The organism is Bacillus sp. C-3-6 (assembly GCF_054509685.1).
In genome coordinates this window covers 1,952,842-1,979,829 of record NZ_CM137247.1, presented here as the reverse complement: position 1 = coordinate 1,979,829, position 26,988 = coordinate 1,952,842, and the positions used below count along the sequence as shown (strand labels likewise).

At 33.9% G+C, this 26,988-nt stretch carries 29 protein-coding genes; 9 read left to right on the top strand and 20 right to left on the bottom strand.

Annotated features, from left to right (window positions below; translation table 11 throughout):
- Nucleotides 1-112 precede the first annotated feature (112 nt).
- On the top strand, nt 113-739 hold the full coding sequence (locus ACW0JX_RS10235) for a DUF1648 domain-containing protein (RefSeq protein ID WP_016081920.1): 627 nt from the start codon (nt 113-115) through the stop codon (nt 737-739).
- Between the two features lie 53 nt (nt 740-792).
- On the opposite strand, the gene ACW0JX_RS10230 is transcribed toward ACW0JX_RS10235, so the two are convergent.
- Together ACW0JX_RS10230 and ACW0JX_RS10225 are read right to left on the bottom strand one after the other, a co-directional pair.
- Nucleotides 793-1,896, bottom strand: coding sequence for a metallophosphoesterase (locus ACW0JX_RS10230; protein WP_000721391.1), 1,104 nt, complete (start codon nt 1,894-1,896; stop codon nt 793-795).
- 173 nt (nt 1,897-2,069) lie between these two features.
- Nucleotides 2,070-2,492 carry a GNAT family N-acetyltransferase gene (locus ACW0JX_RS10225; RefSeq protein ID WP_001101119.1) on the bottom strand — a complete coding sequence of 141 codons (423 nt, stop codon included), beginning with the start codon at nt 2,490-2,492 and terminating at the stop codon, nt 2,070-2,072.
- A 129-nt stretch (nt 2,493-2,621) separates the two neighbouring features.
- Between ACW0JX_RS10225 and pdxR the strand changes: the two genes are divergently transcribed.
- Nucleotides 2,622-4,037: a MocR-like pyridoxine biosynthesis transcription factor PdxR gene (gene pdxR / locus ACW0JX_RS10220; protein ID WP_459245641.1), complete on the top strand. Its 1,416-nt coding sequence runs from the start codon at nt 2,622-2,624 to the stop codon at nt 4,035-4,037.
- A gap of 89 nt (nt 4,038-4,126) precedes the next feature.
- Here pdxR and ACW0JX_RS10215 read toward each other — a convergent pair whose 3' ends face one another.
- The gene (locus ACW0JX_RS10215) at nt 4,127-4,972 is read right to left on the bottom strand and encodes a YitT family protein (protein WP_000755126.1); all 846 of its coding nucleotides are present in this window, start codon (nt 4,970-4,972) and stop codon (nt 4,127-4,129) included.
- Between the two features lie 171 nt (nt 4,973-5,143).
- Complete coding sequence (locus tag ACW0JX_RS10210) at nt 5,144-6,352, bottom strand: macrolide family glycosyltransferase (protein WP_459245640.1); 1,209 nt, start codon at nt 6,350-6,352, stop codon at nt 5,144-5,146.
- A 398-nt stretch (nt 6,353-6,750) separates the two neighbouring features.
- Between ACW0JX_RS10210 and ACW0JX_RS10205 the strand changes: the two genes are divergently transcribed.
- Genes ACW0JX_RS10205 through ACW0JX_RS10195 form a run of 3 tightly spaced genes read left to right on the top strand, consistent with a single transcriptional unit; the run spans nt 6,751 to nt 9,246 of the window.
- Nucleotides 6,751-7,629: an aminoglycoside phosphotransferase family protein gene (locus tag ACW0JX_RS10205; RefSeq protein WP_459245639.1), complete on the top strand. Its 879-nt coding sequence runs from the start codon at nt 6,751-6,753 to the stop codon at nt 7,627-7,629.
- Between the two features lie 23 nt (nt 7,630-7,652).
- Nucleotides 7,653-8,540: a GNAT family N-acetyltransferase gene (locus ACW0JX_RS10200; RefSeq protein ID WP_459245638.1), complete on the top strand. Its 888-nt coding sequence runs from the start codon at nt 7,653-7,655 to the stop codon at nt 8,538-8,540.
- A complete protein-coding gene (locus ACW0JX_RS10195; protein WP_459245637.1) occupies nt 8,533-9,246 on the top strand; it encodes a class I SAM-dependent methyltransferase in 714 nt (237 codons plus the stop codon). Before ACW0JX_RS10200 ends, ACW0JX_RS10195 begins: the two co-directional genes overlap by 8 nt.
- A 20-nt stretch (nt 9,247-9,266) precedes the next feature.
- Here the strand turns inward: ACW0JX_RS10195 and alr are convergent, their stop codons facing one another.
- Entirely contained in the window at nt 9,267-10,442 is a 1,176-nt protein-coding gene (gene alr, locus ACW0JX_RS10190) for an alanine racemase (protein WP_002093966.1), read from the bottom strand.
- A gap of 171 nt (nt 10,443-10,613) precedes the next feature.
- Between alr and ACW0JX_RS10185 the strand changes: the two genes are divergently transcribed.
- Nucleotides 10,614-11,075 carry a DinB family protein gene (locus ACW0JX_RS10185; protein ID WP_000498006.1) on the top strand — a complete coding sequence of 154 codons (462 nt, stop codon included), beginning with the start codon at nt 10,614-10,616 and terminating at the stop codon, nt 11,073-11,075.
- 8 nt (nt 11,076-11,083) lie between these two features.
- Here ACW0JX_RS10185 and ACW0JX_RS10180 read toward each other — a convergent pair whose 3' ends face one another.
- The 7 genes from ACW0JX_RS10180 to ACW0JX_RS10150 all read right to left on the bottom strand — a co-directional run bounded on the left by ACW0JX_RS10180 (nt 11,084) and on the right by ACW0JX_RS10150 (nt 17,246).
- A complete protein-coding gene (locus ACW0JX_RS10180; protein WP_459245636.1) occupies nt 11,084-12,265 on the bottom strand; it encodes an MFS transporter in 1,182 nt (393 codons plus the stop codon).
- A gap of 196 nt (nt 12,266-12,461) precedes the next feature.
- The gene (locus tag ACW0JX_RS10175; protein ID WP_000378333.1) at nt 12,462-13,007 is read right to left on the bottom strand and encodes a MarR family winged helix-turn-helix transcriptional regulator; all 546 of its coding nucleotides are present in this window, start codon (nt 13,005-13,007) and stop codon (nt 12,462-12,464) included.
- Between the two features lie 149 nt (nt 13,008-13,156).
- Nucleotides 13,157-13,933 carry a Cof-type HAD-IIB family hydrolase gene (locus ACW0JX_RS10170; RefSeq protein WP_089170859.1) on the bottom strand — a complete coding sequence of 259 codons (777 nt, stop codon included), beginning with the start codon at nt 13,931-13,933 and terminating at the stop codon, nt 13,157-13,159.
- A 6-nt stretch (nt 13,934-13,939) separates the two neighbouring features.
- Nucleotides 13,940-14,530, bottom strand: a complete 591-nt coding sequence (locus ACW0JX_RS10165) for a histidine phosphatase family protein (protein WP_001166441.1) — start codon at nt 14,528-14,530, stop codon at nt 13,940-13,942.
- Nucleotides 14,531-14,620: 90 nt separating this feature from the next.
- Complete coding sequence (gene spoIIP, locus ACW0JX_RS10160; RefSeq protein WP_459245635.1) at nt 14,621-15,826, bottom strand: stage II sporulation protein P; 1,206 nt, start codon at nt 15,824-15,826, stop codon at nt 14,621-14,623.
- 20 nt (nt 15,827-15,846) lie between these two features.
- Nucleotides 15,847-16,815 carry an SPFH domain-containing protein gene (locus ACW0JX_RS10155; protein ID WP_000226254.1) on the bottom strand — a complete coding sequence of 323 codons (969 nt, stop codon included), beginning with the start codon at nt 16,813-16,815 and terminating at the stop codon, nt 15,847-15,849.
- A gap of 2 nt (nt 16,816-16,817) precedes the next feature.
- Entirely contained in the window at nt 16,818-17,246 is a 429-nt protein-coding gene (locus ACW0JX_RS10150) for an NfeD family protein (RefSeq protein ID WP_000741974.1), read from the bottom strand.
- Nucleotides 17,247-17,519: 273 nt separating this feature from the next.
- Here ACW0JX_RS10150 and ACW0JX_RS10145 point away from each other — a divergent pair, with 273 nt between their 5' ends.
- A complete protein-coding gene (locus tag ACW0JX_RS10145) occupies nt 17,520-18,737 on the top strand; it encodes an MFS transporter (protein ID WP_141241082.1) in 1,218 nt (405 codons plus the stop codon).
- A 50-nt stretch (nt 18,738-18,787) separates the two neighbouring features.
- Here the strand turns inward: ACW0JX_RS10145 and ACW0JX_RS10140 are convergent, their stop codons facing one another.
- From ACW0JX_RS10140 to spoIIP (ACW0JX_RS10120), 5 genes are all read right to left on the bottom strand, one after another.
- Nucleotides 18,788-20,263, bottom strand: a complete 1,476-nt coding sequence (locus ACW0JX_RS10140) for an amidase family protein (protein WP_088023984.1) — start codon at nt 20,261-20,263, stop codon at nt 18,788-18,790.
- A gap of 180 nt (nt 20,264-20,443) precedes the next feature.
- The gene (locus ACW0JX_RS10135; protein ID WP_095691037.1) at nt 20,444-20,890 is read right to left on the bottom strand and encodes an NUDIX hydrolase; all 447 of its coding nucleotides are present in this window, start codon (nt 20,888-20,890) and stop codon (nt 20,444-20,446) included.
- A 23-nt stretch (nt 20,891-20,913) separates the two neighbouring features.
- On the bottom strand, nt 20,914-21,654 hold the full coding sequence (locus ACW0JX_RS10130; protein ID WP_000747650.1) for a M15 family metallopeptidase: 741 nt from the start codon (nt 21,652-21,654) through the stop codon (nt 20,914-20,916).
- A gap of 11 nt (nt 21,655-21,665) precedes the next feature.
- Nucleotides 21,666-22,163 carry a GNAT family N-acetyltransferase gene (locus ACW0JX_RS10125; RefSeq protein WP_002093964.1) on the bottom strand — a complete coding sequence of 166 codons (498 nt, stop codon included), beginning with the start codon at nt 22,161-22,163 and terminating at the stop codon, nt 21,666-21,668.
- A 268-nt stretch (nt 22,164-22,431) separates the two neighbouring features.
- Nucleotides 22,432-23,586 (bottom strand): stage II sporulation protein P, encoded by a 1,155-nt coding sequence (gene spoIIP, locus ACW0JX_RS10120; RefSeq protein WP_001079283.1) that lies wholly within the window; start codon nt 23,584-23,586, stop codon nt 22,432-22,434.
- An 88-nt stretch (nt 23,587-23,674) separates the two neighbouring features.
- Here spoIIP (ACW0JX_RS10120) and ACW0JX_RS10115 point away from each other — a divergent pair, with 88 nt between their 5' ends.
- Nucleotides 23,675-23,971, top strand: coding sequence for a hypothetical protein (locus ACW0JX_RS10115; protein ID WP_000770728.1), 297 nt, complete (start codon nt 23,675-23,677; stop codon nt 23,969-23,971).
- A 4-nt stretch (nt 23,972-23,975) separates the two neighbouring features.
- Nucleotides 23,976-24,281 carry a permease gene (locus tag ACW0JX_RS10110; RefSeq protein WP_141241083.1) on the top strand — a complete coding sequence of 102 codons (306 nt, stop codon included), beginning with the start codon at nt 23,976-23,978 and terminating at the stop codon, nt 24,279-24,281.
- On the opposite strand, the gene ACW0JX_RS10105 is transcribed toward ACW0JX_RS10110, so the two are convergent.
- The 3 genes from ACW0JX_RS10105 to brnQ4 all read right to left on the bottom strand — a co-directional run bounded on the left by ACW0JX_RS10105 (nt 24,254) and on the right by brnQ4 (nt 26,533).
- Nucleotides 24,254-24,820, bottom strand: coding sequence for a DUF1572 domain-containing protein (locus ACW0JX_RS10105; RefSeq protein ID WP_071730034.1), 567 nt, complete (start codon nt 24,818-24,820; stop codon nt 24,254-24,256). The genes ACW0JX_RS10110 and ACW0JX_RS10105 overlap by 28 nt on opposite strands.
- Entirely contained in the window at nt 24,801-25,130 is a 330-nt protein-coding gene (gene csaA / locus ACW0JX_RS10100) for a chaperone CsaA (protein ID WP_075719638.1), read from the bottom strand. Before csaA ends, ACW0JX_RS10105 begins: the two co-directional genes overlap by 20 nt.
- A 65-nt stretch (nt 25,131-25,195) precedes the next feature.
- Nucleotides 25,196-26,533, bottom strand: a complete 1,338-nt coding sequence (gene brnQ4 / locus ACW0JX_RS10095) for a branched-chain amino acid transport system II carrier protein BrnQ4 (RefSeq protein WP_459245784.1) — start codon at nt 26,531-26,533, stop codon at nt 25,196-25,198.
- Between the last annotated feature and the right edge of the window lie 455 nt (nt 26,534-26,988).

Genomic DNA, 26,988 nt, shown 5'->3' with positions numbered 1-26,988 from the left:
TATTTCATATATAATTATAATATTTTTTCAGAAAAATCAAAACTAATATCATATATTATAGTATAATTTTGTTATTAGATACCAATTATTGATTTAGAAAGCTGGTGATTCAGTGAATAATCGATTTAGTATTGCTTTATTTCTCACTATTATTACGACAAATATTATTCTATATTTCTTCTTACCATCAAATATTGTTACGAAATGGGACTTCAATGGAACGCCTACATCAACAATGGATAAAAGCACTTTTGTAATCGTAAATATAATTATATGTTCCTTCTTATTCTTTGTATTTTTAGCTTTATCTAAAGCAGCGAGTAACCAGAAATTTCTCCATTGGATCGGCAACACAATGTTACTATTCTTATTTTTTGTCGATATTGTCATTGCCCTCATCGCTCTTGGCTTTTCACTTCCCCTTGATCATTTCATATTTTTAGCATTAGGGCTTTTATTTATATTAATAGGTTATTTCAGTTCCAAAATTGATACGACTAAATCAACCGTTTCATTAGAATGGAATGATAAGTACCTCGAAAAAAGAGCTTCAAATATTAGTAGTATTTCAATGATGATAGCAGGTATTTTTTTTTCGATACTTCCGTTTATCGTTTCTGCTCCGTATAGAGGTTATGGTATACTAGCGATTATTTTAGGAATGACGCTTATCATTCTACCGAGTACGATTTATTTACTTATTAAAGACAGCAGGCAGTCCACTAATTTAAAAGGTTAATTGAAGTACGAAGGCGCAAAATAGGCAATAAAAAATAGGAGGTTACATCCCTCCTATTTCAGCTCAAGCAAAATGCCTTTCTCTATCCACCCCTCTACACCATCTTTTTTAATTAAATCATATCCTGAACAACTACCATCAATGAGAGAAACGATATCTCCTTTTCTAACGCTTATTTGCGCACAAGAAATATCAGTTTTCACTGTATATTCACCTGACTCAAGTTGTTTCATGTATTCATTTTTTACAGTGAGTAATTTATTTGTTTCCTTTTGCTTACATATTGTGTAATCTTGCATCTTCTCGATAGGCTCTATGTAATAATACGGATATGTCACTCCGCCCTGCATTTCTGAATTCGCATTAAAATCCGCTATTACTTCGTACCCTGGAAAATAGTCTACATATGTATAAGAAAACGTATCGCCCGTTTGTTTCCTCTGAATGATAAATGCATTTAATTGTCCTGCTTCTTTAATTGCATTTCCTCCATCTATTGCAATAATTTTTTTCTCCTCATCAATAACTGGATTGTTAGACGGTGCTTCTTCAGAATAGTTCACGACAGGCCAATGACCAACTATTACATACTTATTTGCTTTATGTGATTTATTAAAAAACTCTGGCATTGCTATCGCATTTTTGCGCTCTGTTTCTTTCCAATCTACTCTATCTTCTAGCCCGGCATGCACAAAAATATAATCTTCTGTTTCAATCGCTGTCGGTAACTCCGTTAGCCAATGTATTTCTTGTGAAAATTCACTTTGCAATGCTTCTCTCACTTCACGAATTGAAGTGCCTTCATGAACTGAAAAATCCAATTGCTCTAGCCATTCATTAAAAATCGAATGCTTTCTCGTACATAAATAATTAATAAGACGAGGATTTTCATTTAGAAGAGCATCAACTAAAACTTCACAATTTCCTTCAACAACGTGAACCTTTGAATTGTTCTTTACAAGATTCATAACATAGTTTACTACGCCTACGCTATCTCGTCCTTTCTCGCAAAGATCTCCATTAATAATTAAATAATCTTCATCTTTAAAGTTAACTTTATGTAGTGCTTCTTTTAAAAGATTTAATTCTCCATGAATATCAGATATGACGATAACTCTAGCATCATTAGGGATTGATAGTTTCTTTATTTTCTTCAAGTATAAGCGCTCCAATCATTCTCTTTATTAAATTAAAATAATTCGACAAAATACACTATATAACCTTTTCAAATACATATACCATAACTTACAACCTATTTACGGTTTAATAATAACTTAAAAAATAAGAAGAAGCTGTTCCCAACTTTTGCGGGACAACTTCTTCTTATTTTTTATAATTCTTTATGAAAAGAATAACTCACTTTATCATACCCTTCTCTTTCATAAAAACGATGCGCATCAATTCTTGCAAATGCTGATGTGAGGACGATAGATTCACATCCGTTTTCCTTTCCCCAGTTCTCTATATACGAAAGTAATACATTTCCATGTCCTTTTGAACGATGTGCGTCTGCCGTTACAAGGTCATATACGAAAACGTGCTTCTTATTATAAAAGTTCGTACAAATCGCTACACCTGCAAGGCTAACAACTTCATCCTCCTCATTACGCAGCGAAAATAGTTTATAATTTTCTTCTTTCATATTTCGAAATAAAGAGCTTGTTTCCTCTTTTGAAAGTTTCGTTCTTAATTGCTGTAAAACAGGTAATACTTCATGTAATTGCTCTTCTGTTACTACTTCTTTAACATTCATTTTTAACTCTCCTCTAACTATTTATTTAATTTTCTAAATGTTGTATCATTATTATAGAAAGTAACTGCCCTTTACTCAAGTGACAGTTTAAGTATTTTTTATAAGGCCAGTTTTAAAGGAGAGTTTTATATGGATTTTACTATCCCATTGCAATTACAAAGTAACACACCTATTTACTTGCAAATTTACGACTATATAAAAGCTGAAATTATACAAGGGAGTATTTCTGTTGGTACACGTCTACCCTCACACAGAAATTTAGCATCACAACTTAATATTAGCCGCATCACTGTTGAATCAGCTTATCAACAATTATTAGCTGAAGGTTATGTAGAAAGTAAACCGAAACGTGGTATTTTTGTAGCAAATTTCGATATTGACGTTATCCCAAACAAAAAACGAAATGCAGCAATGAAGACGAGCAATTTAATAGACGAAAAATTCGAATATGATTGTAGCCAAGGGCTTATTGATCAAAATACATTTCCGATTACAAATTGGAAACGAGCATTACAAGAATCCATTCTTAAATACGAAAATGCACTATTTGCCAAAGAAGACCCTCAAGGTGAATTCGCTCTTCGAGAGCATATATCAACATATTTATATCATTCTCGCGGTGTACATTCTTCACCTGATCAAATTGTGATCGGTGCCGGAACGCAGCCACTTCTCTGGCTACTACTTCAACTGCTTGGCCCTACAAAAGAATACGGCATTGAAAACCCTGGATTTCACCGTATACACGCAATCATTAAAAGCTGTGATAGACAAATTCATCCCATACCATTGGATGAAAAAGGTATTGATATTTCTAGCTTATATAACACAAATGCCAATGTCGCATACGTTACACCATCACACCAATTTCCACTCGGGATTATTATGCCTTTATCTAGAAGAACAGAATTGTTAAAGTGGGCTAATGATTGCAGCGGATACATTATTGAAGATGACTATGACGGTGAGTTTCGCTACGCTGGTAAGCCGATTCCTTCTTTGCAAAGTCTTGATTCAAATGAACGCGTTATTTATATGGGGACTTTCTCAAAATCTTTTTTACCTTCTTTACGAATGGGATATGTTGTTTTACCACCACATCTTTTAAAAACATATCAAGAACTGCATGGAATTTTTAAACAAACAGTCGCTACAATACAACAACTTGCTTTTGCTAACTTTATACAAAGCGGGAATTGGGAACGTCATCTTAACCGGAGTCGTACACTATATAAAAGAAAACATCATGCGTTAGTAAAATCCATTATGAAAGAAATGGGGGCTAATGTTCAAATTCTTGGCGAACAGTCCGGACTTCATATTGTTTTATGTGTCCATAACAGTATGAATGAAAACGAACTGATTGAATCCGCTAAAAAACAAAGCGTTAAATTATACCCGCTTTCTCCATATGATTTCGTGAATGATTTACGTAAGGAATCATACGTATTACTCGGTTTTGGTAGTATTCCAGAAAATAAAATTGAAACGTTGGCTACATTATTGAAAGACGCTTGGTTCCCTAGTTGCAAGGAAACTTGTTAACAGTGGGTTTAACTTGTAACATACTAACAATTCAACAAAATAAAAAAGAAGGCTGTTCCAAAATAACTTTTTGGACAGCCTTCTGCTAGTTATTCACCTGACCTAGCTTTCCTTCCCGGACGTTTCACACCAGTCGTTTCTGTTGAATAAGAAGCTTCAATTATAGCGGTTGGATCTACAGAGAGAACGAGATCTTTCATTTTCGGATAAATGAATCGGTTTGTAATGCAATAAATGATTCTCTTATGCTCCCCTAAAAAACCACCTTCTCCATGTAGATACGTAACAGATAGTTGCAATTCTTTCATAAGTAAATCGCCTATTTCTTTATTCTTACCAGAAATAATCATAACGCTCTTACCTTGATTTATACCATCTAATATAAAATCAATCATTTTCGTAACAATATAGAAAATGGCTAATGAGAACATCGCTTGTTCGATTGAAAATAAAATGGCAACAAAGATGAAAATAACTGCATTTACTGCAAGTAAAAATGTACTAATCGGTACATTAAAGTGTTTATTCATCCAAACTGCTAACATTTCCGAACCGTCAATTGCTCCACCCATTTTAACAACAATCCCAACACCAATTCCGAACAGCACTCCACCATAAAGTACAATTAATAACTCAGAAGTCGTAATTGCTGGAAATGGTTTTAAATAAATTAATCCGAGTGTTGTAACTACATTCGCATAAGATGTACGGATAAAAAATTTCTTTCCCATTACTTTTGCAGTAAATAATAAAATTGGGATATTAATTCCTAAGAACACACCATAAAGCGGCAATCCTGCGACTTTATTTGCCATAATAGCAATAGCCGTTACCCCGCCATCTACTAATCCATTAGGTGCTAAAATAAGCTCTAATGAACCTGCTACTATAATTGAGCCAATTGTTAATAATACGTATTCAAATACTTTCTTCATTCATTACCCCCAAAACTTATATATTTTCTTAGTATTATTTTAACGTAATTTTACTACTAATTCAAAGGTATCGATTTATATACAAAAAAGTTTCACCTTTATCGCTATTTTTATGTAACACGTAATACTAGAAACACACTTACAAATTAAAAGTAAGTGTGTTTCTAACATCTATTTAATCTTTACGTATGGCTTCATTTTTAATTCAAATATTTCCTCAACTGCCCTTTGATATCCACCAGCATTTCTAAGCGACTCTCCCACTTTACGACTATTTTCCTTAAACGTCACATCATCCATTACTTTCTTTACAGTTTCACGTAACAATTCAGAAGTTAAATCGTTACGATTAAGTGTTATGCCTGCCCCTACTTCAGTCAATCGTTTTGCAACGAATGGCTGATCTCCTGTTACCGGAATTACAACTAATGGAACACCGTAATATAACGCTTCACTCGAACTATTCATACCACCATGTGTCACGAATACATCAGCATGCTGTAAAACTTCTAATTGCGGGACATAATTATACAACTTAAAGTTTTTCGGGATATTTTCAAATTGACTTATATTTATCTTCTTACCAACGACTAATACGACTGTCGCATCTACATCTTTAAACGCTTCAAAACATTTTTCATACAAAGCAGGTTGTTCATTAAAAACTGTTCCCATAGAAATGAAAATCACTTTTTCATTTTTTAAATCTTCGGTAGGAAAACTCCCCACTTCTTTTCGAGCAGCAATTGATGGACCTACAAATTTATACGATTCATCAAATAAATCTGCACGCGGCTGATATTCTTTTGAAGTATATACAATCGTAATATCACCAGGATGGTTCATAATATCATACATACTATTACATTTCATTCCATACTGCTTATTCCATCTTTCCATTCCCGCTAAACAAGATTGATATAATGGATTCATTTCGTCTACTTGTCTCGATTCTTGCCCATCATGAAAATTAATGTACTGATTAACAGCAAACGTTGTACAAGATGAAACGCTTGGTAATTGTAAAATATTCGCTATAATACGCCCTACTGGAAAATGATTATCATATATTAAATAATCGTATTTTTCCTCTTTTGTTTCCTCTACAATTTGAGTAACAATACGCTCTGATGCTTCAATCATATGAGATAGCATCGTCAAAGGGCTCCCACCTTCATTTACTCGTTCCATAATATTAATTTGAGAGAGAAAATTCTCAAACACTCGGAATTCCGCACCTGTTGCTTCAATCTTCTTTCTATAATCTTCAATACAATAAGAAACAACTGTTTCCCCTCGTTGGATTAACTCACTTACAATAGCTAAAGTCGGATTAATATGACCTTCCCCAGGGAAATTTATTACGAGTACATTTGCCATAATATTCTCTCCTATCCAATCAATCTTATAAAGTTAACAATTAATTATATTAATTAATTTAAGTCTATTATAAATGAATGCATTCTACTTCTTCATGCTTTTCTCTTCATTTTATTATTGAGAAATATTTTCTATAGTCTACATTATTGTGATTCACAATCTTATAAATGAATGCTTAATTTTACTTTTACTCTTCATAGATTTAAAGATATGAGTCTTACATTCAAGTCTTACTACTGTATTTTCAGACAATTCACACAAAAATGTAGAAATATAATGTTTTTAATGAATTTTCGCTATAAATGTAACTATGCTTTCAATCTTTTTATCTTTATCCTCCTAACACATCATCTGTTATATAATTAATTTATAGAATTTACAGAAAAGGGAGTCTTTTCATGCTACAACAACTATTCAATTCACCTATTCTATCCGTTCAAGCCTTGCACCCAGGTTATGAAGATCATGCAAGTGATGTTTTTCTCGTTCAAACAGAAGATACAGAAGTTATCGTTCGTACTTCTAAAATAAATGAAGAACCAAATAATGATTTTTGGTGGGGATGTAAAAATCTATTTGGAATTGATCCAAGGAACGTCCATCATTTAGAAACTGTACATACATTGCTACAAGAACATACGAATCTTCCTATCCCAACAATATTAGAAAAACATGTTTTAAATGGCCGTGAATTTGTGGTGGTCGAAAAGTTAGTAGGTAACACAGTTCAATCTTTTATCGAGCAACCAGATTCTATTTTATTTAGCCTAGGAAAAGGACTTGCAGAAATACATAAGTTTAAAGCCGATTTTATAGGAAATCCGTCAGGCACGTTCCAAGTTCCACTAGATGAATTCCAATCACATATTTTAAACGTGAGTAAAGAGCTTGTGAATATGTTTTATTCCGATGATGAAAGCATACAAAATGCTTTTCCTACCTTTGAATCACAGCTTTCTTCCCTGTCCATACCAAAAGAAGCTACACTCGTCTTACTTGATATGGACCCTACCCAATTTTTATATGACGGTACAACTATTACGGGTTTAGTAGATACTGAAGCTTACGCGGTTGCCCCGCGAGAGTTTGATTTTATCGGACTAGAATATGTACTTACCGAAAAAGAAGCACATGCCTTTAAAAGTGGTTACGAAACAATTATGCCTATTCCTCATCTTGAAGAATGTAGACGACCATATCGTTATTTATACCGACTGTTATCTGTGCAAGGTAGTGTGGAATTAAAGGAATGGTTAAGTCACCCATCCTATTTTTAAATACAATTGAGAGGGAGTATACAATGGATATTCAGAAAAAGCGTTCTGTAACAGAAAGTGAAATACAGCAAATGAAGGATTTGGCTTATATTTGCGGGCAACAAGACAATCTTGATTACTCTTCAGATTTACATATCAACTTTTTAAAAAATCGAAATGAAGATCATATAAACGATTTTCTTCTTTATAACGGTACTCAATTAATTGGCACTTTAAATATGTATGATTTCGAAAGACCAGCAAAGCTTGAACTAATAGGCTTTGTACATCCTCATTTTAGAAAACAACGTTTCGGAACTACCCTTTTACAAACTGCAATGAAAGAAATACAAAATAGAGAGGCAGATGAAGCTCTTCTTATTATCAATGGGGATTCTATTTCTGGGAATGAATTTGTAAAACATATGAAGTTACCGTATTTATATAGTGAATATAGTATGGAGTTCAAAATAAACGAAATTCAAAAAACAACAGAAAGTAATATACAGCTTACTCTTGCAGCTTCAGAATCACTTCTTGACCTTATTGAAATTTCTAGTAAAGCTTTTGGTGATTCAGTAGACAATACGGCTACATGGTTACAAAAAATGATGACTTCACCTTCTCATAAAGTTTACAGTGCTCTTATTAACGAAAAAGCTATTGGAACAATTACAGTTACTGAGCAAGAACAATCTACTACACTATCAGGATTCGCCGTTCATCCTTCTTATCAAGGTAAAGGATATGGAAAAGATATTCTTAGTTATATGGTACATACCCTTATTACAGAAGGAACTTCAACAATTGAATTAGACGTCGAAACGAAAAATAACCATGCTTTAAAACTATATACACAATGTGGTTTTAAAATTAAAACGAAGCATGACTATTATAATTTAATGAATAGCACGGAGAATATTTATGTCTAAAAAACTTATTTATTCTGATTACGATATTTTCGCATCTATTTATAATAAACATTGGGGACATTTTGCCGAACACTCCTATCTTGCTTTTGAAAAACTCGTTTTACAATATGCACAACCACATTCTCATATTTTAGATCTTTGTTGCGGGACTGGTCATCTTACTAGGAAACTACTTGATAACAATTTTGTAGTAACTGGTATAGATGGTTCTACTCAAATGATTGAATATGCACGTGAAAATGCGCCAGATGCAACCTTTTTCGTCGATGACGCTCGCTATTTCAATATAAATGAGCAATTCCACTACGTCATCTCTGCCGGTGATAGTTTAAACCATATTATGAATTTAGATGAACTAAAAAGTGTGTTTCACAACGTTTACTCCGTATTACATAACGAGGGTATATTCGCATTTGATATGAATATGGAAAAAGGATTTCTTGAAAACTGGATTGCTTCGTTTCATATTTCAGAGAAAGAATATGTTTGTACGATTGACTCTACATTTAATAATAAAAACAAAAAAGCAGAAATGAATTTCATATTATTTACACGTGATACAAATGATATTTGGAAAAGAAGTGACTTTTCTTTTAAAGAAACATGTTACACTAAAGACGAAATTACTCATGCATTACAATCTGTAGGTTTTAAAAATATTCAATCGTACGGTACAAATAGAGCATTTTTCACTTGCCAAAAATAAAAAAACTGAATCTAAATGATTCAGTTTTTTCTTAATATATTTACAACTGCAGTTGTTTCGTCATTTTCTTTATAAACACGCGGAATTCTTCTATCTAGCATACATGTAACTTCATAGTTTATTGTACTTAACATATCCGCTATTTCTTCTACTGTGATATTTTCTTCACCTTGTTTACCGTAGAATACTACTTCGTCTCCTACTTGTACTGGCATCGCTTTTGAAACATCCAACATTAACTGATCCATACAAACACGGCCAATTACAGGTACTCGAACCCCGTTAATTAACGCATAGCCTTTATTAGATAATTGACGATTATAACCATCAGCATAACCAATTGGTACAGTCGCAATCCATTCTTCACCAGTTGTTACATACGTATTCCCATAACTTACACCACGATTTTTCTTCGCATGTTTAATATGAGCCACTTTTGATTTTAACGACAACGCAGGCTGTAAAGAAACGACTGAATGATCCACCTCTTTTGATGGATACATACCGTACACTCCTATTCCAACGCGCACCATATTTTGAAATGTGTTACTTAATTCCATTGATCCTGCACTATTTGAACTATGAATATATGGTATTTGAATTCCTAATTCTTTCGCTGTATTAACAGCTTTTTCAAATAAACTTGTTTGCATATTCGTATATGATTTATCGATTTCATCTGCCGTAGAGTAATGCGTAAATATCCCTACTACTTCTATATACTCCATACGGTTTAATTCTTCTAAAAATGGTTTAACTTCTTCTTCTTGTAAACCGATACGACTCATTCCCGTATCAATTTTCACTTGAATTTGTACTTTCTTTTGAAGACGGTTTGCAATTTCATTTATACCATGTAAATCTTCTACTCTATAAACAGTCATCATAACGTCATATTGAATTACATCTTCTACAGCCGCTACTGGTGTGTATCCTAAAATTAAAATCGGCACAGTAATTCCTGCTTCTCTTAATTCTATTGCTTCATCTACAAATGCAACTGCAAGTTGATTTATTCCAGCTTCAATTGCAGCTTTGGCAACTTCAACTGCCCCATGGCCATACCCATTCGCTTTTACAGCAGCCATCATCTTAATTTCTTCATCATTTACATGTTTTTTAAATTCTTTTACATTATGTTTTACAGCATTTAAGTCAATTTCTACAATTGTATCTCTTCCATATTTCAAACTCATTGGTCTAACTCCTAACTCAATAATTGCATTCCATTCTATTTCACGTTTCATATGACCTTTTACAATATAATACTTTTCATTATGCTAGTCAAACTACTAGAATTTTCGGAATTTTGAGTATGATATAATATCCTCAAGAAACTATTATATACGGAGACAAGGAGAATTACAATGTTTGTTCAATCTGCATTACATCAACTAAAAGTTGCTATTGATACTTCTATTTATATGCTTAACCAATATAGTGAAAACGATTTAAAAATACAACCGATTCACTCAAAACGATCATTATTTGAAATGTGTACACATCTTTCTCTTATTTGTCATGCTGATTTGCTCATTTTAAATGGTATTCCAGAAAAAGAATTACATACCTTTTATATAGAACATACGCCCGTAACAGTTGCTCAAATGCAACAAACGATGATTGAAGGATACAACCTTCTCTCCAAAACATTTCTTTCCTACTCCCAAATAGAATTAGCAGAAGTTATGACTGCCTATTGGGGTATTTCTTATTCGCGCTTTGAATGGTTACTTGAAATCGTTGCACACTTTTATCATCATCGTGGACAAATTCATCTTTTATTATGTGAGCATATGAAAGATCCTCGCATTCCTTTATTTGAGTGATTTTCCACTTATTCATTAATTATAAATAGAGAAGCTACAAAACCAATAAAAAGTAGCATTCCTAATAAAATAAATGTTTGAGCATACCCTCCTATTTTCATTAGATAAATAGAAATGATAGGTCCTATACTAGTACCTAAAAATAAAATAAAAGTATAAATAGATACTGCTATTCCCCTCGCTTTCCCTCCTAATTGACCTACAAGAGAAACTAAAGACGGAACGGATATAGCAATACCTATTACAAAACAGACACTCATCATTACAAGTAGAGATAGATACGAAACAAAGCCCATTGAACTTAGACTAAAAATAGCGATCAACAATCCTCCCTGAAGAACTTTTCTTACTTCAAACCTCTTCGTTAAACGACCTGCAAGCGGTGATAGCAACATACCAAATAGCCCCGCTAAGCGAAAATAAAGAATTTGTTCTGCAGTTAAATTGTAAGTAGGAGAGCTCAAATAATTCCCTAAAACAGTATACATATTAACAAAAGCCATTAATAAAACAAATGCAATTATATAGCTTAATACTAAGCTTTTATTTGTAAAAACTTTACCCATCTGTTTAATTGGCCCCAAAATATCAGTATAGGATTGAGACGTCTCTCCTTTCGGAAGAGAATAATAAACCCATATAGCAGTACTTATATAGACAATGCTAAGAAGAATGAAAACCATATGCCATCCAAAATGCTGACTAACAGCAGTACTTATTACCTGCCCTACAATTCCAGCTACTAAAAAACCAGTACTAACAAATCCTATTGTTGTAACCCTTCTTTCTACTGGGAACATTTCTACAACGTAGGCTAGCGCTACTGGAGAAAATGTAGCTGCTGCTATCCCTTGTATACCTCTAAAAATAACAAGCCAAAATAAACTATCTACAAACCCTAAGCAAAAAGAAACAATCGACAGTGCAAGCAATCCAATAAAAATCACTTTTTTTCGTCCATATTTATCAGAAATTGCCCCAAATAACAAACACCCTATAGCAAAGCCAACAGAAAATATACTTCCTGTAGCTGCCGATTGTGCTAATGACGTATTAAAAATGTTTGAAAATAGAGAGATTAAAGGTATTGTTACATATAGGCTAGACATAACTACCATACCCGACCAACATAATACTGCTGTCATTATTGTATAATTCTTTTCACTATTTACTTCCTTTCCTATTTCCATCATAAACTCTCTCCCTTATTACGATTTGTTTTTATTAGTTTAAACTCTCTAAATTACTAAAATAGCATTCCTTTAACTCTTATTTATTTTAATTACATAGCAAAAATTATCACCGTTCATAAAGTTAGTTAAGCATATAATAAGGTAAGCTAATTATATGTCCAAATAAATAAGTTGATCTTCATAATCAACTTATTTACCTACCTTCTCCTAATTTCACCTGCATAGTTGTTTGCATTTTATTTAATAACTTTTCTAAAACTTGACGCTCTTCTTGATTAAAGCCATCAACTAACGAAGCGCAAGATAACCAAAAAGTTGGTAAAGAATGTGTAACTAGTTCTTTTCCTTTCGGAGTAATTTTCACCTTTAATCTTCTTCGATCTTCAGAATGGTGGAATCTTACGATTAACTCTCGTTTCTCCATCCAATCTAATAAGCCAGTGACAGAAGCACGTGTAATCCCTAATCGACTCGCAATATCCGAAGGACTCATGTTCACCTCTTCCCCATTCGCTTCCATTTCACGCAAAATAAACAATAGTAAAAAATCTAATTTACTCTCTGAAATACCAAGCGGAGCTAAATCTACGTCAACCGCATCAAGAACATTATCAGACGTCCATAACATTAACAAACCAAGTTTTGCTGCGATTGGATCCGTTTCCGCTGATGCTGTCTTTTTGATTAACTCTGCGTACGGCTCAATCCCTAAAGGAAGAGAATCTTTTCTTGAATCCATTCATCTTCACTCTCCTTTCTCATTAAATAATTAGCTTACCTAATTACTTTCTCATTATACTCATATTTTTCCTTTTATTGCAAGCACATTGTTGAACAAAAAAATCCTATTATTAAAACAGGATTTTTCACACTGACTAGCTATCAGTTTTAAATAATGTGCAACTTCTTTAAGGCATAAGAAATTCCGCCTTCACTCGCCTTCGTTGTAACGAAATCAGCCCTTCTCTTCAACTCCTCTCCACCATTTCCCATCGCAACTCCTAATCCTACATACTGCAACATCTCAATATCATTTCCACCATCACCAAAAGCAATGGCTTCTGATTTACTAATATTTAAATGTTCCAATACTTTTTGAATTGCAGTTAGCTTCGATACTTTACTATCTTCCAATACATTCATAACGTAACCATGAAAACGGTCAAACGTAAGTGCTGGATATCTTTCAATGAATTTTTGAGCTTCTGCTTCATCAGCATACAGACATATGCAATACATCTCATCTGACAAGTTTTTAACTTTGTCAGGATACCTCTCTAAATTTAAAGTTTCATTTAACGCTCGTATGACACGTTCATCTTTGGAGGCAATATCATTCATTGCAAATTCTTCTGTAAAGTAAGAAACACTGTGACCATGTAATTCAGCAAAAATTGAAATATCATGAACGATTTCGCTTGAAAGTACTGATTTATGTATAACTTTTTCCCCACATTTTATATGTGCACCATTTGCAGAAATATACGTTTTTATGCCTAGCCCCTTAAATTGTGAGCATAAACTATATGGTCTCCCTGTTGTAACAACTACGTGAATCCCCTTATCTATTAATCTTTGTACCGCTTCTTTTGTACTTTCGTGCATACTTCTATCAATCTCGCTTAAAAGCGTACCGTCAACATCAAAAAATGCAACTTTGTACATAAGTCTTTACATCCCGTCCAAATGATTCGTATCATTAATGAAATGCACCGTTTTTTGTTCACCCTCAATTTCAATTAAACTTATTCCCGTATCTCCCATTTTGAAATAGTAGTCCATTGAAATTGGCATTTTGAAAAATGCACGTAATAGACTATTAATTACGCCTCCATGGGCAACAATTGCAATTCGATCATATGTATTCTCTGTCATAATTTTAGAAAAAATCCCTTCTATTCTCATTCGGAACTCAATAAATGACTCTCCGTTTTCAAAACGGTCATGAAGAAACTTTGGCTCTGGATATTTCTTTGCTTCTTCAAATGATAAACCAGCTTGTATTCCATTATTAAACTCCATTAATTCCTCTTCTAATTGAATTGGACAACCAATTGCTTCTGCTAATGTTTCACCCGTTTCGCGAGCGCGTTTTAATGTGCTTGCCCAAATGAAATCTGGTGCAAAATCTTTTTTCACTTTCTGTACAAGTCTTTGTACTTGTCGTCTCCCTTTGTCAGTCAACTCAAAATCAGCTCGTCCTTCATGCACATGTAAAATATCAGCTTCTGATTCTCCGTGGCGTATTAGTAGTATTTGCATGTTTCTCTCTCCCCCTTTATTTAACATTCACAAAATTCTATTATATCACATTTTAAGATTTCAAAATAAAAAGGAACGGTCTCCCGTCCCTCATCCATTCACTTTTTCCGCATCATTCCAATAATATTTACTAAACGCTTCTGTTAACACATCAATTGTGTTATATAATTCATCTAACGTATTATCAACACCACCAACTTCAATTAACATCGCATTTTTCGATAGATCTTGGTTATAAACGCCATTTCCATCTTTTTTATACTTCGGAAAAATCCCTCTACTTAATCCGTAATAGTTTTCATCTAAATAACTATTGATCGCTCTTGCAATTTTTTCATTTTCAACACGGCCTTCATTTTCCATCCCAATAATAAAATATAATCTTGCATACGATTTTCCATTAATTACTTTTGTTGTTACTTTCTTACGCTGATCATCACGATGTATATCAATCGGAAACGCAATTTTATTATTTTGTGCTAATGCTCCTTTTACATATTCATGAGATGCTTTATATGACTGATACCATACCCACTTTTTACTCGCTAATAAATCACCCATATTCGTTTTATCGTGAATTACTGGAATTCCTTGCCCCTCAAGTTGTTCCTTCATACGTTTTCCTAGTAAGGACACATTTACATCTGGGCTAGATGGATCAGTTGCCCCTGGTAATAATGGAAAGAAGGATTCCCAGCTATGTGTATGATAAATATATACTGCACTTTCACCTTTTTTCGCTCCGTTCTTTTTCTGAACCGGATTATTCTTTTCCGCTTCTGTAACTTTATCTTTTGCTACTTCCCGTTCTTTCGTTACTTCTTCAATCGGTACACTAGATTCATTTGGGATATTCGTCAAGTTTGTCCCTTCCCCAGCTACGATAATATTAGAATAATACTTTGACATACCAGGTACTTCTTTACCGACGAATGTTCTTAAATCTTTAATTTTCAAATCTGTCGCAATAGAGAACATTAAATTCCCAACTGACTCTCTTTTATTCTGCTTAAAATAATCAAATCCGTAATAGTGATTCTCACTTTCTATCATTTGAACAAAACCTTGCATCGATACTTTTCCAAACCATTGATTTGCATAATTCGATTTCATTGTATGTAAAAGTGACGTCAAAATCGACGCTATTATAATTACTATTAGCGCATATAAAAGGAGTAACGAAATTAATTTCTTCCCATGTATTCGAGTTGCATACTTTTTCACTGCATCACCTTCTTTATACATGGATATGTACAAGCTTTTCGGAATATACGCACAAAAAAAGAGAAATGGCATCCCATTTCTCTTCCTCACTTTTATTGTTCTTTTCCTGTATCATTTGAAGGTAGTTTCTTCGCTTGTTTTTCTTTAAATATTTCTCCAATTGCCCCAAGAGTACCAAGTGTTTCAATTGCATTAGACGGAATAAAGACTTTATTTGCTGGTCCTTTTGCAACTTCAGCTAATGATTCGAATGATTTGTAAGCAAGTATGCGCTCATCCAAATTCGCTTCACGAAGCAATTCAATACGGTTTTGTTCTGCTTTTGCGATTTCTTCAATTGCTCGCGCTTCCCCTTGTGCCTCTAATTCTTTTGCTTCTCTTATACCTTCAGCTTCGCGAATACGCGCTTCTTTATCCCCTTCAGCCATCAAGATTTTACTTTGCTTTTCCCCTTCAGCACGAAGAACTTTATCTTGTTTTGCTGCTTCAGCTTCTAAAATAATTGCACGTTTATTACGCTCAGCCTTCATTTGTTTTTCCATTGATGCTTGCACATCTTTTGGCGGGTTAATATCAACAACTTCGACACGTTCAATACGTACGCCCCATTTTTCTGTTGCTTCATCAAGCGCTAAGCGGATTTCTGTTGAAATTTTTTCACGACCAGATAACGTTTCATCCAGTTCCATTTTACCGATAATTTGACGCATCGTTGCTGAAGTAATATTACGAACACCATATTCATAGTTTGAAATACCATATGTCGCAAGTTCTGGTTCAACAATTTGATAGAAAATAATTGTATCTATTTCTACTTGAACATTATCTTTCGTAATTACTTTTTGCGGTGGTACATTCGTTTGTTGAATACGTAAGTCGTGATATACACGAACACGATCTACAATTGGGATTAAAATATTTAATCCTGGGTGCATGATACGTTGAAACTTACCAAATCTTTCAACAACCCCAACTTTTTGCTGAGGAATAATTTTAATTGTTAATGCGATAAATGTAACTACAATTAGTGCGAATATAATCGTTAACGTTAATGCTACCATATTTATTCACTCTCCTTTTTTACTTGTAATATAGTACTATGCCTCTTTATAACAACGACTTTTTCTCCAGCATCAATTGAAGAATCTGCAATAGCTGTCCAAGTATCTCCATCCACCTTTACAATACCATTCGCTTCATTTGTAATCGCTTGCATAACAATCCCTTTTTTACCAACAAGCATATCTACTGTATCCGTAAAACCTTTTGCTTCTCGAAAGTTTTTTGAAATTCTTTTCGTAAAGAATGTCAAAGTTAAACTTACAATTGCGCCAACAGTAACTTGTAACAGTAGTGCATCAGGAGCAAACAAAGCAATAAGACCTCCGACAACAGCTCCAATTCCAAGCCAAAGCATGTAAAATGTAATCGACAACATTTCTGCAATAAATAAAATACCAGCTATTATAAACCAAATTACCCAAGCAGCCATATGCAACCCTCACTTTCTTTCTCATTTTCTATATGTATATGAAGAAAAGAATGGTTTATCCGCCCTTTCTTACACTTGGGCGTTTGCTACAAGCTATTGTACATACTCACTGTTACAATAATTATTAATATAATACTATATCAATATATTCTTCATTATACATGAAAATTCCTTTCAAAAAGTGACAAAAAATTAAATTCTTTAAAAATTTCATTTTTTAAATTACAATTATTCTAATTACTAAATACTATTTTTATAGAGGTGTTATTCTTATTGAGAAACCTGTCACTAACCTACTACTTAGGTTCCAAAACATGCATTACTCTCGCTGACATCGTATATGTAATGATTATTACAACTCATATTTATATAGCAACTAAATCAGCTACTATTACTGCTCTTTTTCCATTATTACAAGTTATCACAAATCTAATTGCTAACATCTCTGCACCACTAATAATAAATCGTTTTCCATCTTATACGTTGTTATATACGCTACAATGGCTAAAAACAGTCTTTTTACTATTATTAATGATTTTGTTTCCAGTCTTATCCACAAACATTATAGCTCTATTAACTTTTATTTTTTTCATTTCATTATGTAGTGGATGGAGCGCTCCATTACTATACAGCATTCTTCCGCGCCTTACACCGAAAGAAAAATTAGTAAAAGTAAATAGTATCTTTTCCTTTTCAACACAAATTGCGCAAGCCGCCGCTTATTCATTTACGAGTGTTATCGTTCTTCTCATTGGCGCTACATCTACACTCATGATTAATAACATGTTAATGATTTTTGGATGTATTGCATTACACTTTTCATTACGTACCATACATACTGAACGAATAGCAGATCCTCCCTCTTCAAAAAGTACTGCTTTATCGGAAGGTTGGAAACTCTTATTTCAAAATCCTTCTCTCCGTACCGTTACATATATGGACTTAATTGAAACTTTCGCCGGGACAATATGGATTGGTGCTATTACGATGGCATATGTTACGACTATCCTTCATAAAGGCGAGGAATGGTGGGGATATATTAATACAAGTTATTATGTTGGCACGTTAATCGGTGGTCTATTGGCATGGAAAATCAGTTCCTATATTCAAAACAATTTAATACGCTCCATGTCAATAGGCTCTCTTATGTTTAGCATTCTTACATTTTTATATGGTATGACAAGCAGCGGATTTATTGCGCTTTTTCTATGTGTTCTAATGGGACCATGTTATCAAATTAGAGATATTTCTCAAACGACTGTTTTACAATCAAGTGTCACCCCTTCTTTATTATCAAAAATGTATACAGCACATGGCGCCCTTCTTTCAACAGCTTCTGGTCTTTCTATGCTTAGCGTTGGCATTATTACCGATATGTTCGGTGTTCGTACAATTTATATCATCGCATCTATTCTTATTTTATGTTCCGCTTGTTTATCTTTTAGTTTATTAAAATATCATAAAACAGAGCAGAACGATATTTCACTTTAATCACTAAAACAAAAAGGACAGGCATTCCCTGTCCTTTTTATTTATTCTATTCATGACAAGTTTGGGATTTTTCTATGTTTTGTCGCCTGTTCAAAAGCGTAAGCTAGCTTAATTAACATCCCTTCACTAAAGGCAGTACTTGCAATCGTAATTCCAAAAGGTCTCCCGCTTTCCATATACCCTGCAGGTATTGCTATAGACGGATAACCCGCTTTCGCACATATAGTAGAAGCTATATAGGAAGGAAACAGTATCGCATCAAGATTATATTTTTCCAATGCAAAATCAATGCCTTGTTCTTGTGAAAAATATATATCTTCTAATCTTGCATTTAAATATTCTGGATTTCGTAACGTATTAGGAAAATCTTTTCTTCCCTCTAACTTAGTTTGTCCATATTTTAAAGCTCTTTCTGCTATGTTTTTATTAAACTCCATTAACTCCGAAATAGAATGTACCGGAATAGTAGAAGGTAATTTAGAAAGATAGTTATCTAAACTATGCTTCAGTTCATAAAGCGGCACTCCCCAACTCCATTCTCTATGAAAAGAAGGAATATTAATATTTTCTACTACTGTCGCTCCTTCATTACGTAATACTTGGATCGTTTCCTTAAACAAGATTTCATCATACTCACCATTTTCGTAATAATCTTTTGGTGCATCGTTAAACACACCAATCTTCGCTCCATTTAAGCCATTAACATTAAGATATTTTGTATAATCCTGCTCTGCCCTACCTTCACTTCTATGAGTAGCAACATCTTTCTCATCTACTCCAATTAAACTCCCTAGCAAAATAGCAGCATCTGTTACCGTTCTAGCAAATGGTCCAGCTGTATCTTGCGAATAAGTAAATGGAATAATTCCTCTACGACTAATTAAACCGACAGTTGGTTTAATACCTACTACAGAATTTTGAACAGCGGGGCTCAAAATAGAAGCATCGGTTTCTGTCCCAATAGATACTACTGTAAAGTTAGCGGCAACTGCTATCGCAGATCCTGTACTAGATCCGCCAACAAACATATGGTCCTTGCCCGTTCCGTATGGATTGATTGTTTGACCACCTCTTGCACTATATCCAGCCCACATTTCAAAAGACATTGCATTTGCTAATTCTGTCATATTTGTTTTTCCTATTATTACTGCTCCGGCTTCTCGTAATTTTGTAACGAGAAATGCATCTTCACTGCTTATATTTTGTTCTAGAGCAATCGTACCTGCACTTGTATGCATGGAGTCATTCGTTTCAATATTGTCTTTAAGCAAAACAGGTATACCATGTAATGGACCCCTTATACCTTTTGTCTTTCTTTCATAATCTAACGCTTCTGCAATAAAAATAGCATCTGGATTGATTTCTAAAATAGAATTAATTTCCGGTCCGTCTTGGTCATACTTTGCGATTCTATGAAGATAATACATCACTAATTCCTTTGAAGTTAACTGCCCAGATTCCATTTCGGTTTGTATATCATGAATTGTTAATTCTTTTTTTAATACTGGATTAAACTGAATCTCCATTTATATTCTCCCTTATAGCAACTTTTTTGCGTATAACTCTTACTTTTTCATCTTTTCACCCCAACTATTCCAAACTAATATTCCTTTAAAGAAATTCAATTTATCTATTCAAAAAGCCTTTAATTTCCCGAAAAATAAAAAGAGTCTGAAACGAATGAACTTTCGCTTCAGACTCTTTTATTACTTTACATATATCTCATCTAATAAGTGTAAAAACTCTCCTTGTTTCCCTGCTAATTCAGAGCATTTTGCAATATTAACCCATTCGTAGCTAAACGCTAAACCTTGATCTTTCTCACCAGCACTTACTATATGTTCCCATGTATCTTTTACATCAGTTAGTAAAGTTACATGAAAAAAGTGACGTTTTTCATATTCCTGTTTTTCCTTCACATGTATAATGTAATCTGCTAAAAAACGCTCTATACATAAATGACGTAATCCGGATTCTTCCTGTACTTCACGCAATATAGCCGCTTCTAACGTTTCACCTTCATCAACCGTTCCCCCTGGCACTTGAATACCAGCTTCATGTATATCACGATGTTTAAAAACCAGTAATTGCATAACCCCCTCTTTTTCTCTTGTAATATATGCATGTACTTTTTTCTTATATAACATCGTCATTATACGTCTCTCCCCTCAATCATTTACTCTGTTACTTCTTCAAGCGTCAGTTGATTATCATACAAATATGTAGCTTGTGGATTTCCCACATACCTTACGTGCCATGGTTCATACCGATAGCCCGTAATCGTTTCTTTCGCTTTTGTGTATCGAATCACAAAACCAAATTTATGGGCATTTTCAGAAAGCCACTGACCTTCTTTCGTTTCCCCAAAAACCGTCTCTAACTGAAATTTAGCAGATTGAGACGTAATATCCATAGCTAATCCAGTTTGATGCTCACTTGTGCCAGGAACCGCGCTAGACATTGCTGTTTTTGCTTCCCCATCTTGTTTTTTATACATCGTATTTAATGCTTTTTGTCGATCAAAGGATCTAAATCCAGAAACTGCAAAAAGGAAAATACGCTCGTTGTTAGCTTGCTGGAACATTTCCTCAAGCGCCCTCGCTGCCTCTTTTCTCATCTTTTTCTTTTCTTGATCACCTTCACTAGAGTAGCGCACTTTCGGAATAACTAAATCTGGCGGTCTATAACCATCTGGTAAACGCCTACTTTTATTCACAAGTACAAGCATTGAATTCGGATTATTAATTACCGCAATATCCCCATCCATATTAGCAATCGTTTCTTTCGCTTTTGGAAATATACTATTTACACTTACTTCCCGCGCCTGCTTATCCTTATACATTTTATAATTGATTCCTGCTACTCCAACAATAATTATTGCAGCTACGATACCGAGTAGTGCCCATCTTTTTTTCATATAACGACCTCTTATTTTAATAATTTGGCCATTTCATACTCATCGATGTCCTTTCCATCGATAATAAGAGCAGCTTTTTTGACACCTTCTTTCTCAAATCCAGCTTTTTTATATAGTGCCTGAGCTCTTGTATTGTGGGCCATTACTGTTAATTCTAAACGCCATACATCATGTAATTTTGCCCACTTCTCAACCTCTTTAAACAATCTCGTCCCAATACCTCGCCCGTTATACTCTTGCAAAATACCAATTACAATGCTTGCCACATGCCTCTTTCTTTGAATGTTATTTCCATTCACTAATATAAAACCTATTATTCTCTCATCTTCAACTGCTACAAATATTGTTGCATATTCATTTTCTATAAATCGCTGGATCATTTTTTCTTGTTGCTCAGCTGTAGTTTTCCTTTCTCCTGGTTCATATAACATAAACTTCGTTTCTTCATCTAATTGCTTACTTAATTGCAAAAATGATGCTGCATCTTCTACTTTGATCTCCCTAATCACCTAAATCACCCTATCAATTTCATAATATAAAAATTTTCCTTGTAAAAAGATTTTCTCTGCCATTTCAAAAATCCCTTTCTAATTCTCCTATTATAATTAGACAAATTTCGATATCGCTATAATAATTATTAATCATGTCCATTTTGTGAAATCTTGCTATCCACATTTCAAACCAACACAAAAAACGTAAGCATTACACTTACGCTTTTCCAAGATTGAAGTGAGCTAATAATTATCGATAGATACCCTGGCTAATTCAAGTTTCACTTTATCCATTCACTTTTTCTGCCTGCCAAAAATATTCACCAAATGCTTTAGCAAGTGCATCAATTGATCGATTCAATTCTTCCTCCGTATTATCTACACCGCCAACTTCTATTAATATCGCTTGTCCTGATAAATCTTGATTATAGATTCCATTTCCTGTTTGGAAACCTTTTTGAATGACCCCACGACTCACTCCTGGATATTTCTTATTAATCGCCTCATGTAAAGCTGTCGCTAATTGTAAGTTTTTTTCATAATTTTTATTTCCTTTCCCTACTACAAATGCAAGCTTCGCATATGATTTATCTCCAATTGTTTTTGTCGTTACATTCTTTCGAGCACTATCACGATGCAAATCAAAAAAGTATTGAAGATCTTTATTTCCAGCCATAGCTTGCTGCACAATTTCTCGTGACATTTTATACGAACTATTACTGTTTAAACCCTTACTTATTAACTTTTGACCAACATCACTCTTATCGTTAGTAGCTCCAATCCCTTCACCTTCTAGTTGTTCACGGAAACGATCTCCTAATATAGAAATATTCGATACAGAACTCGTTGCTTTATTCGGATTCGGGTCATTCGTTAAGTTAAGTAAAGGTAAATAAGATTCCCAGCTATGTGTATGATAAATAAACGCAACTTGTCTTTTCCCGGTCGTTTGGGACGGCTGTTTTTTCTCTTTATTCGTATCTTGTTTAGGTGCTTGTCCAGTTCCACTAGTCCGTTCTTTCACTACTTCTTCAAGAGGTACACTCGACTCTATCGGTAAGTTAGAATAGTTTGTGCCCTCACCCGCAATAACAATTTCTGTATCGTACTTACCAAACCCGGGTAGCTCTTTCCCGACAAAACTGCGTACATCATTAAAGCGAATATTTGTAGCCATAGAAAAGAGAAAAGAAGAAATTGAAAAATCTTGATTCAAATTTCGATACTCCTGTGTAAAATAATGATTCTCTTTTCCAAGTACATACATGTAACCATTCATCGATAACTCATTTAACCAATTATATAAATACGTTGACTTCGTCTCTTTCATAGAGGTTACCATCATACTAATAAGAAAAAAAGTCGCTAGCACTGTAGTAATAACAAATAAAACTAACTTACGCATACTTGTAAACTTCATAAAAAAAAAGCCCCGATTCATACTATCACCTCTCTATTTCAAGTTATGTACAAGCCCTAGAGAATAGACCGTTAAAATTTCGGCTATATTGTTAATGAGGTGAAATGAATTGAAGCTATTAATAGGAATATTACCAATCGCTCTATCATTCATTTTTTATTTGTCCGCTAAGCATCCAAAAATCTCTATTGTACTACATATTTCTGCGTACTTGGCACTGTATGTACTCGGTACAATTATTTCCATTAATATATACGATGTTTTAATACAAGATTTAGTTTTCATGACGAGCATTCATGGGATTTTACTGAATCCATTTTTCCTTATTGCAGGAGCGTATATAGGAACATACACGTTGTACCTACTTATGTCTCACATTATTATAAAAATAAAAAATGGAGCGTAATGAAATGCAACCAACATTTATCTGTCATACATGCAAAAAAAGAATTGTGAGAAAGAAAGATCTTATTACCGCCACATGGTACTTCCGCTTTTATTTATTTCACAGTGATTGTTTTAAACGACAGCAAGTGTTCCTCTCACGATTTATCCCAGTGAATACACTTTTCAATTTCTTTCTTATTATGTATGGACTTATTTTTGGCAGCATTCTTTTGATTACAGAACCATCTATTATTTGGCTGATTTTCTTATTTCCCATTTTTTATCGGTTTCTTTCTTATTATTATGTGGAACGTTTTTTCTCTACATAACGTGCAGACTGACCTCTCGGAATACTTAAACATTCCCACTCATTTTCTTTTAACATCTTCCCAATATAAATAATCTGACCAATATGCAATGCATAATGAGAAATTTGCCTTTCAATTGCTTGCATGACAGTATGTGCTTCACCGCGAATGTATACCGTCTTCAATAAGTGCTCCGGCGCTAAAGTATTCATCGTATTAAAAACATATTTCCATCCTTCTTGCCAAGCTATAAGGGCTTCTTCTTTTGAATGATAGCATCCCTCAAATTCACCATCTCGATTACGATCTGTTTTTTCACCATCAGACGTTAAAAAATCCGTCCATCTAGAACGCATATTACCGTGCAGATGCTTAATAATAATCGCTATACTATTTGTTTCTTCATGAGAAGACCATTGTATTTGTTCATATGATAATTGAGAAAGTGCCCGTTCCCCTTGTTTCTTTGTTGCTTCAAAGTTCGAAATCGCACATTGCAAATATTCTCGTCCGATATCCATATTAGCCCCTACCTTCACCCTAGCTAATTTTTGTTCCATTTGGCAATTCCATATTAGGCTGAAGTAACACGACATCATCAGCTTCAGGAACACCACCAAGCACAAGCACTTCTGATTTGAATCCAGCTACACGCTTCGGTGGAAAGTTTACAACCCCAACGATTTGTTGACCGACTAAATCTTCTGGACTGTACCTTTTCGTAATTTGGGCACTTGACTGCTTTATCCCGATTTCTCCAAAATCTATTGCTAGTTTAATCGCTGGTACTCTCGCTTCTTTAAATTCCTCTGCATGTATTACAGTTCCAATTCTCAAATCCAAATTTAAAAAATCTTCAAAATTAGCCATTTATCATTCCCCCCAATTATTACTTAGACAAAATTCAAAAATCCCCTTCAAAAAAAGAAAGGTGCCTAAGCACCTTTCTTTTGTAATTCACTTGATTCATTTGATTTATAGAAGAAGAAACCGAGAATCCCGCCAATACATGATGGAATTAACCATCCGATTCCTTCGTTATATAACGGTAACATTTGTAGTACATTAGAAATCGCGTCAATTTTAATTTTCGCACTTTCTAAACCGTTAAAGAAACTAATTAAAAATGCACCTAAAATAGCTCCAATATAAATTGTATTACGCTTCCCAATCCACTTATGGAAATACGAAAGTACGATTAATACAATTGCAACTGGATAAATGATCATTAACACAGGTAATGTTACTGCGATTAATTGTGTTAAACCTAGGTTAGATACAATTAAACTAAATACACATACCATTGTTACAATCGTTTTATGCGAAAGTTTTGGGAATAAGTTTGTAAAGAAACCCGCACACGCCGATGTTAACCCAACAGAAGTTGTTAAACAAGCGAGTATAATAACAAGTCCTAATAAAACTTTACCACTCGTCCCATATAGCTCATTTACAACATTCGTTAAAATAAGACCACCGTTTTCTGAGACACCAAGTGATGTACTTGTTGAACCAAGATAAGCAAGTGATAAATAGATTAACGTTAAACCAAGTACAGCAATAATACCTGATACGACTGTTATTTTTGCAATTTGGCTACTCTCTTTTATCCCTTTAGAGCGAATAACTTGTACAACGACAATTCCAAATACGAGAGCACTAATTGCATCCATCGTTAAATACCCTTGAATAAATCCACCAAAGAAAGCATTCTCTTGGTAAGCAGCTAACGGCGCAGCCGGCTCTCCAATTGGATCAATAATTGCCTTTCCGACAATAACAGCAACAATTAATACTAATAATGGAGTAAGAAACTTCCCAAACCAATCCACTAATTTAGATGGATTTAATGATAAATACCACGTTATTCCGAAGAAAACTATCGTGAAAAGAAATAGCATGTACCACTCTGAAACCATTGCCTCTGATAAAAACGGCTTCATACCCATTTCAAACGAAACAGCTCCAGTACGAGGAATCGCGAAAAATGGTCCAATTGCTAAATAACTAATCAATGGGAAAATAAACGCAAATATAGGGTGGACTCTAGAAGATAGCGCTTTCAAGTCCCCCTCTACAAACGCGACAGCTGTTACAGCTAGTAGGGGTAATCCGACTCCCGTTACAAGGAATCCTATTGTAGCAATCCAAACATTCTCTCCTGCTTGTTGACCTAAAACTGGCGGGAAAATTAAATTTCCTGCTCCTAAAAATAATGCAAATAGCATCAAACCAATTGCTACCGTATCACCTGGCCTTAAACGTCCCTTCATGCTCTTCATTTGCATAGCATTTTTTCATTGTTTATCTCTATATTTTACAATATGCTATGCATCCTCCTCTCTGCTCAAGATGATAAAATATGCCCCTTACAAAGCAGTGTCTTTCTCCATAATTTCTCCATTCCCCTTATTTTTACTCTAATCATTAATACAATTGTTATTTTTGAATTTTGAGTTTTTTGAATTTTTAAATCATTAGAGTGTTATTACGTGGAGTATAGTTGTCAGACCTCTTTGTTTTTATCACACATATAGTAACATATTTAGTTGCAAAATAAAAACATATTTTCAAATTGATTTTTTTGAAAATCGAAATTATCTACATTTTTTATTCTCTTACACAAATATTGTTATAATCTCACCTATTATCTTGTCGTTATTTTAAAATAACTTTACACACGTAACATAACAAAAGCCATCCAAGATAATTAGATGGCTTTTGTATG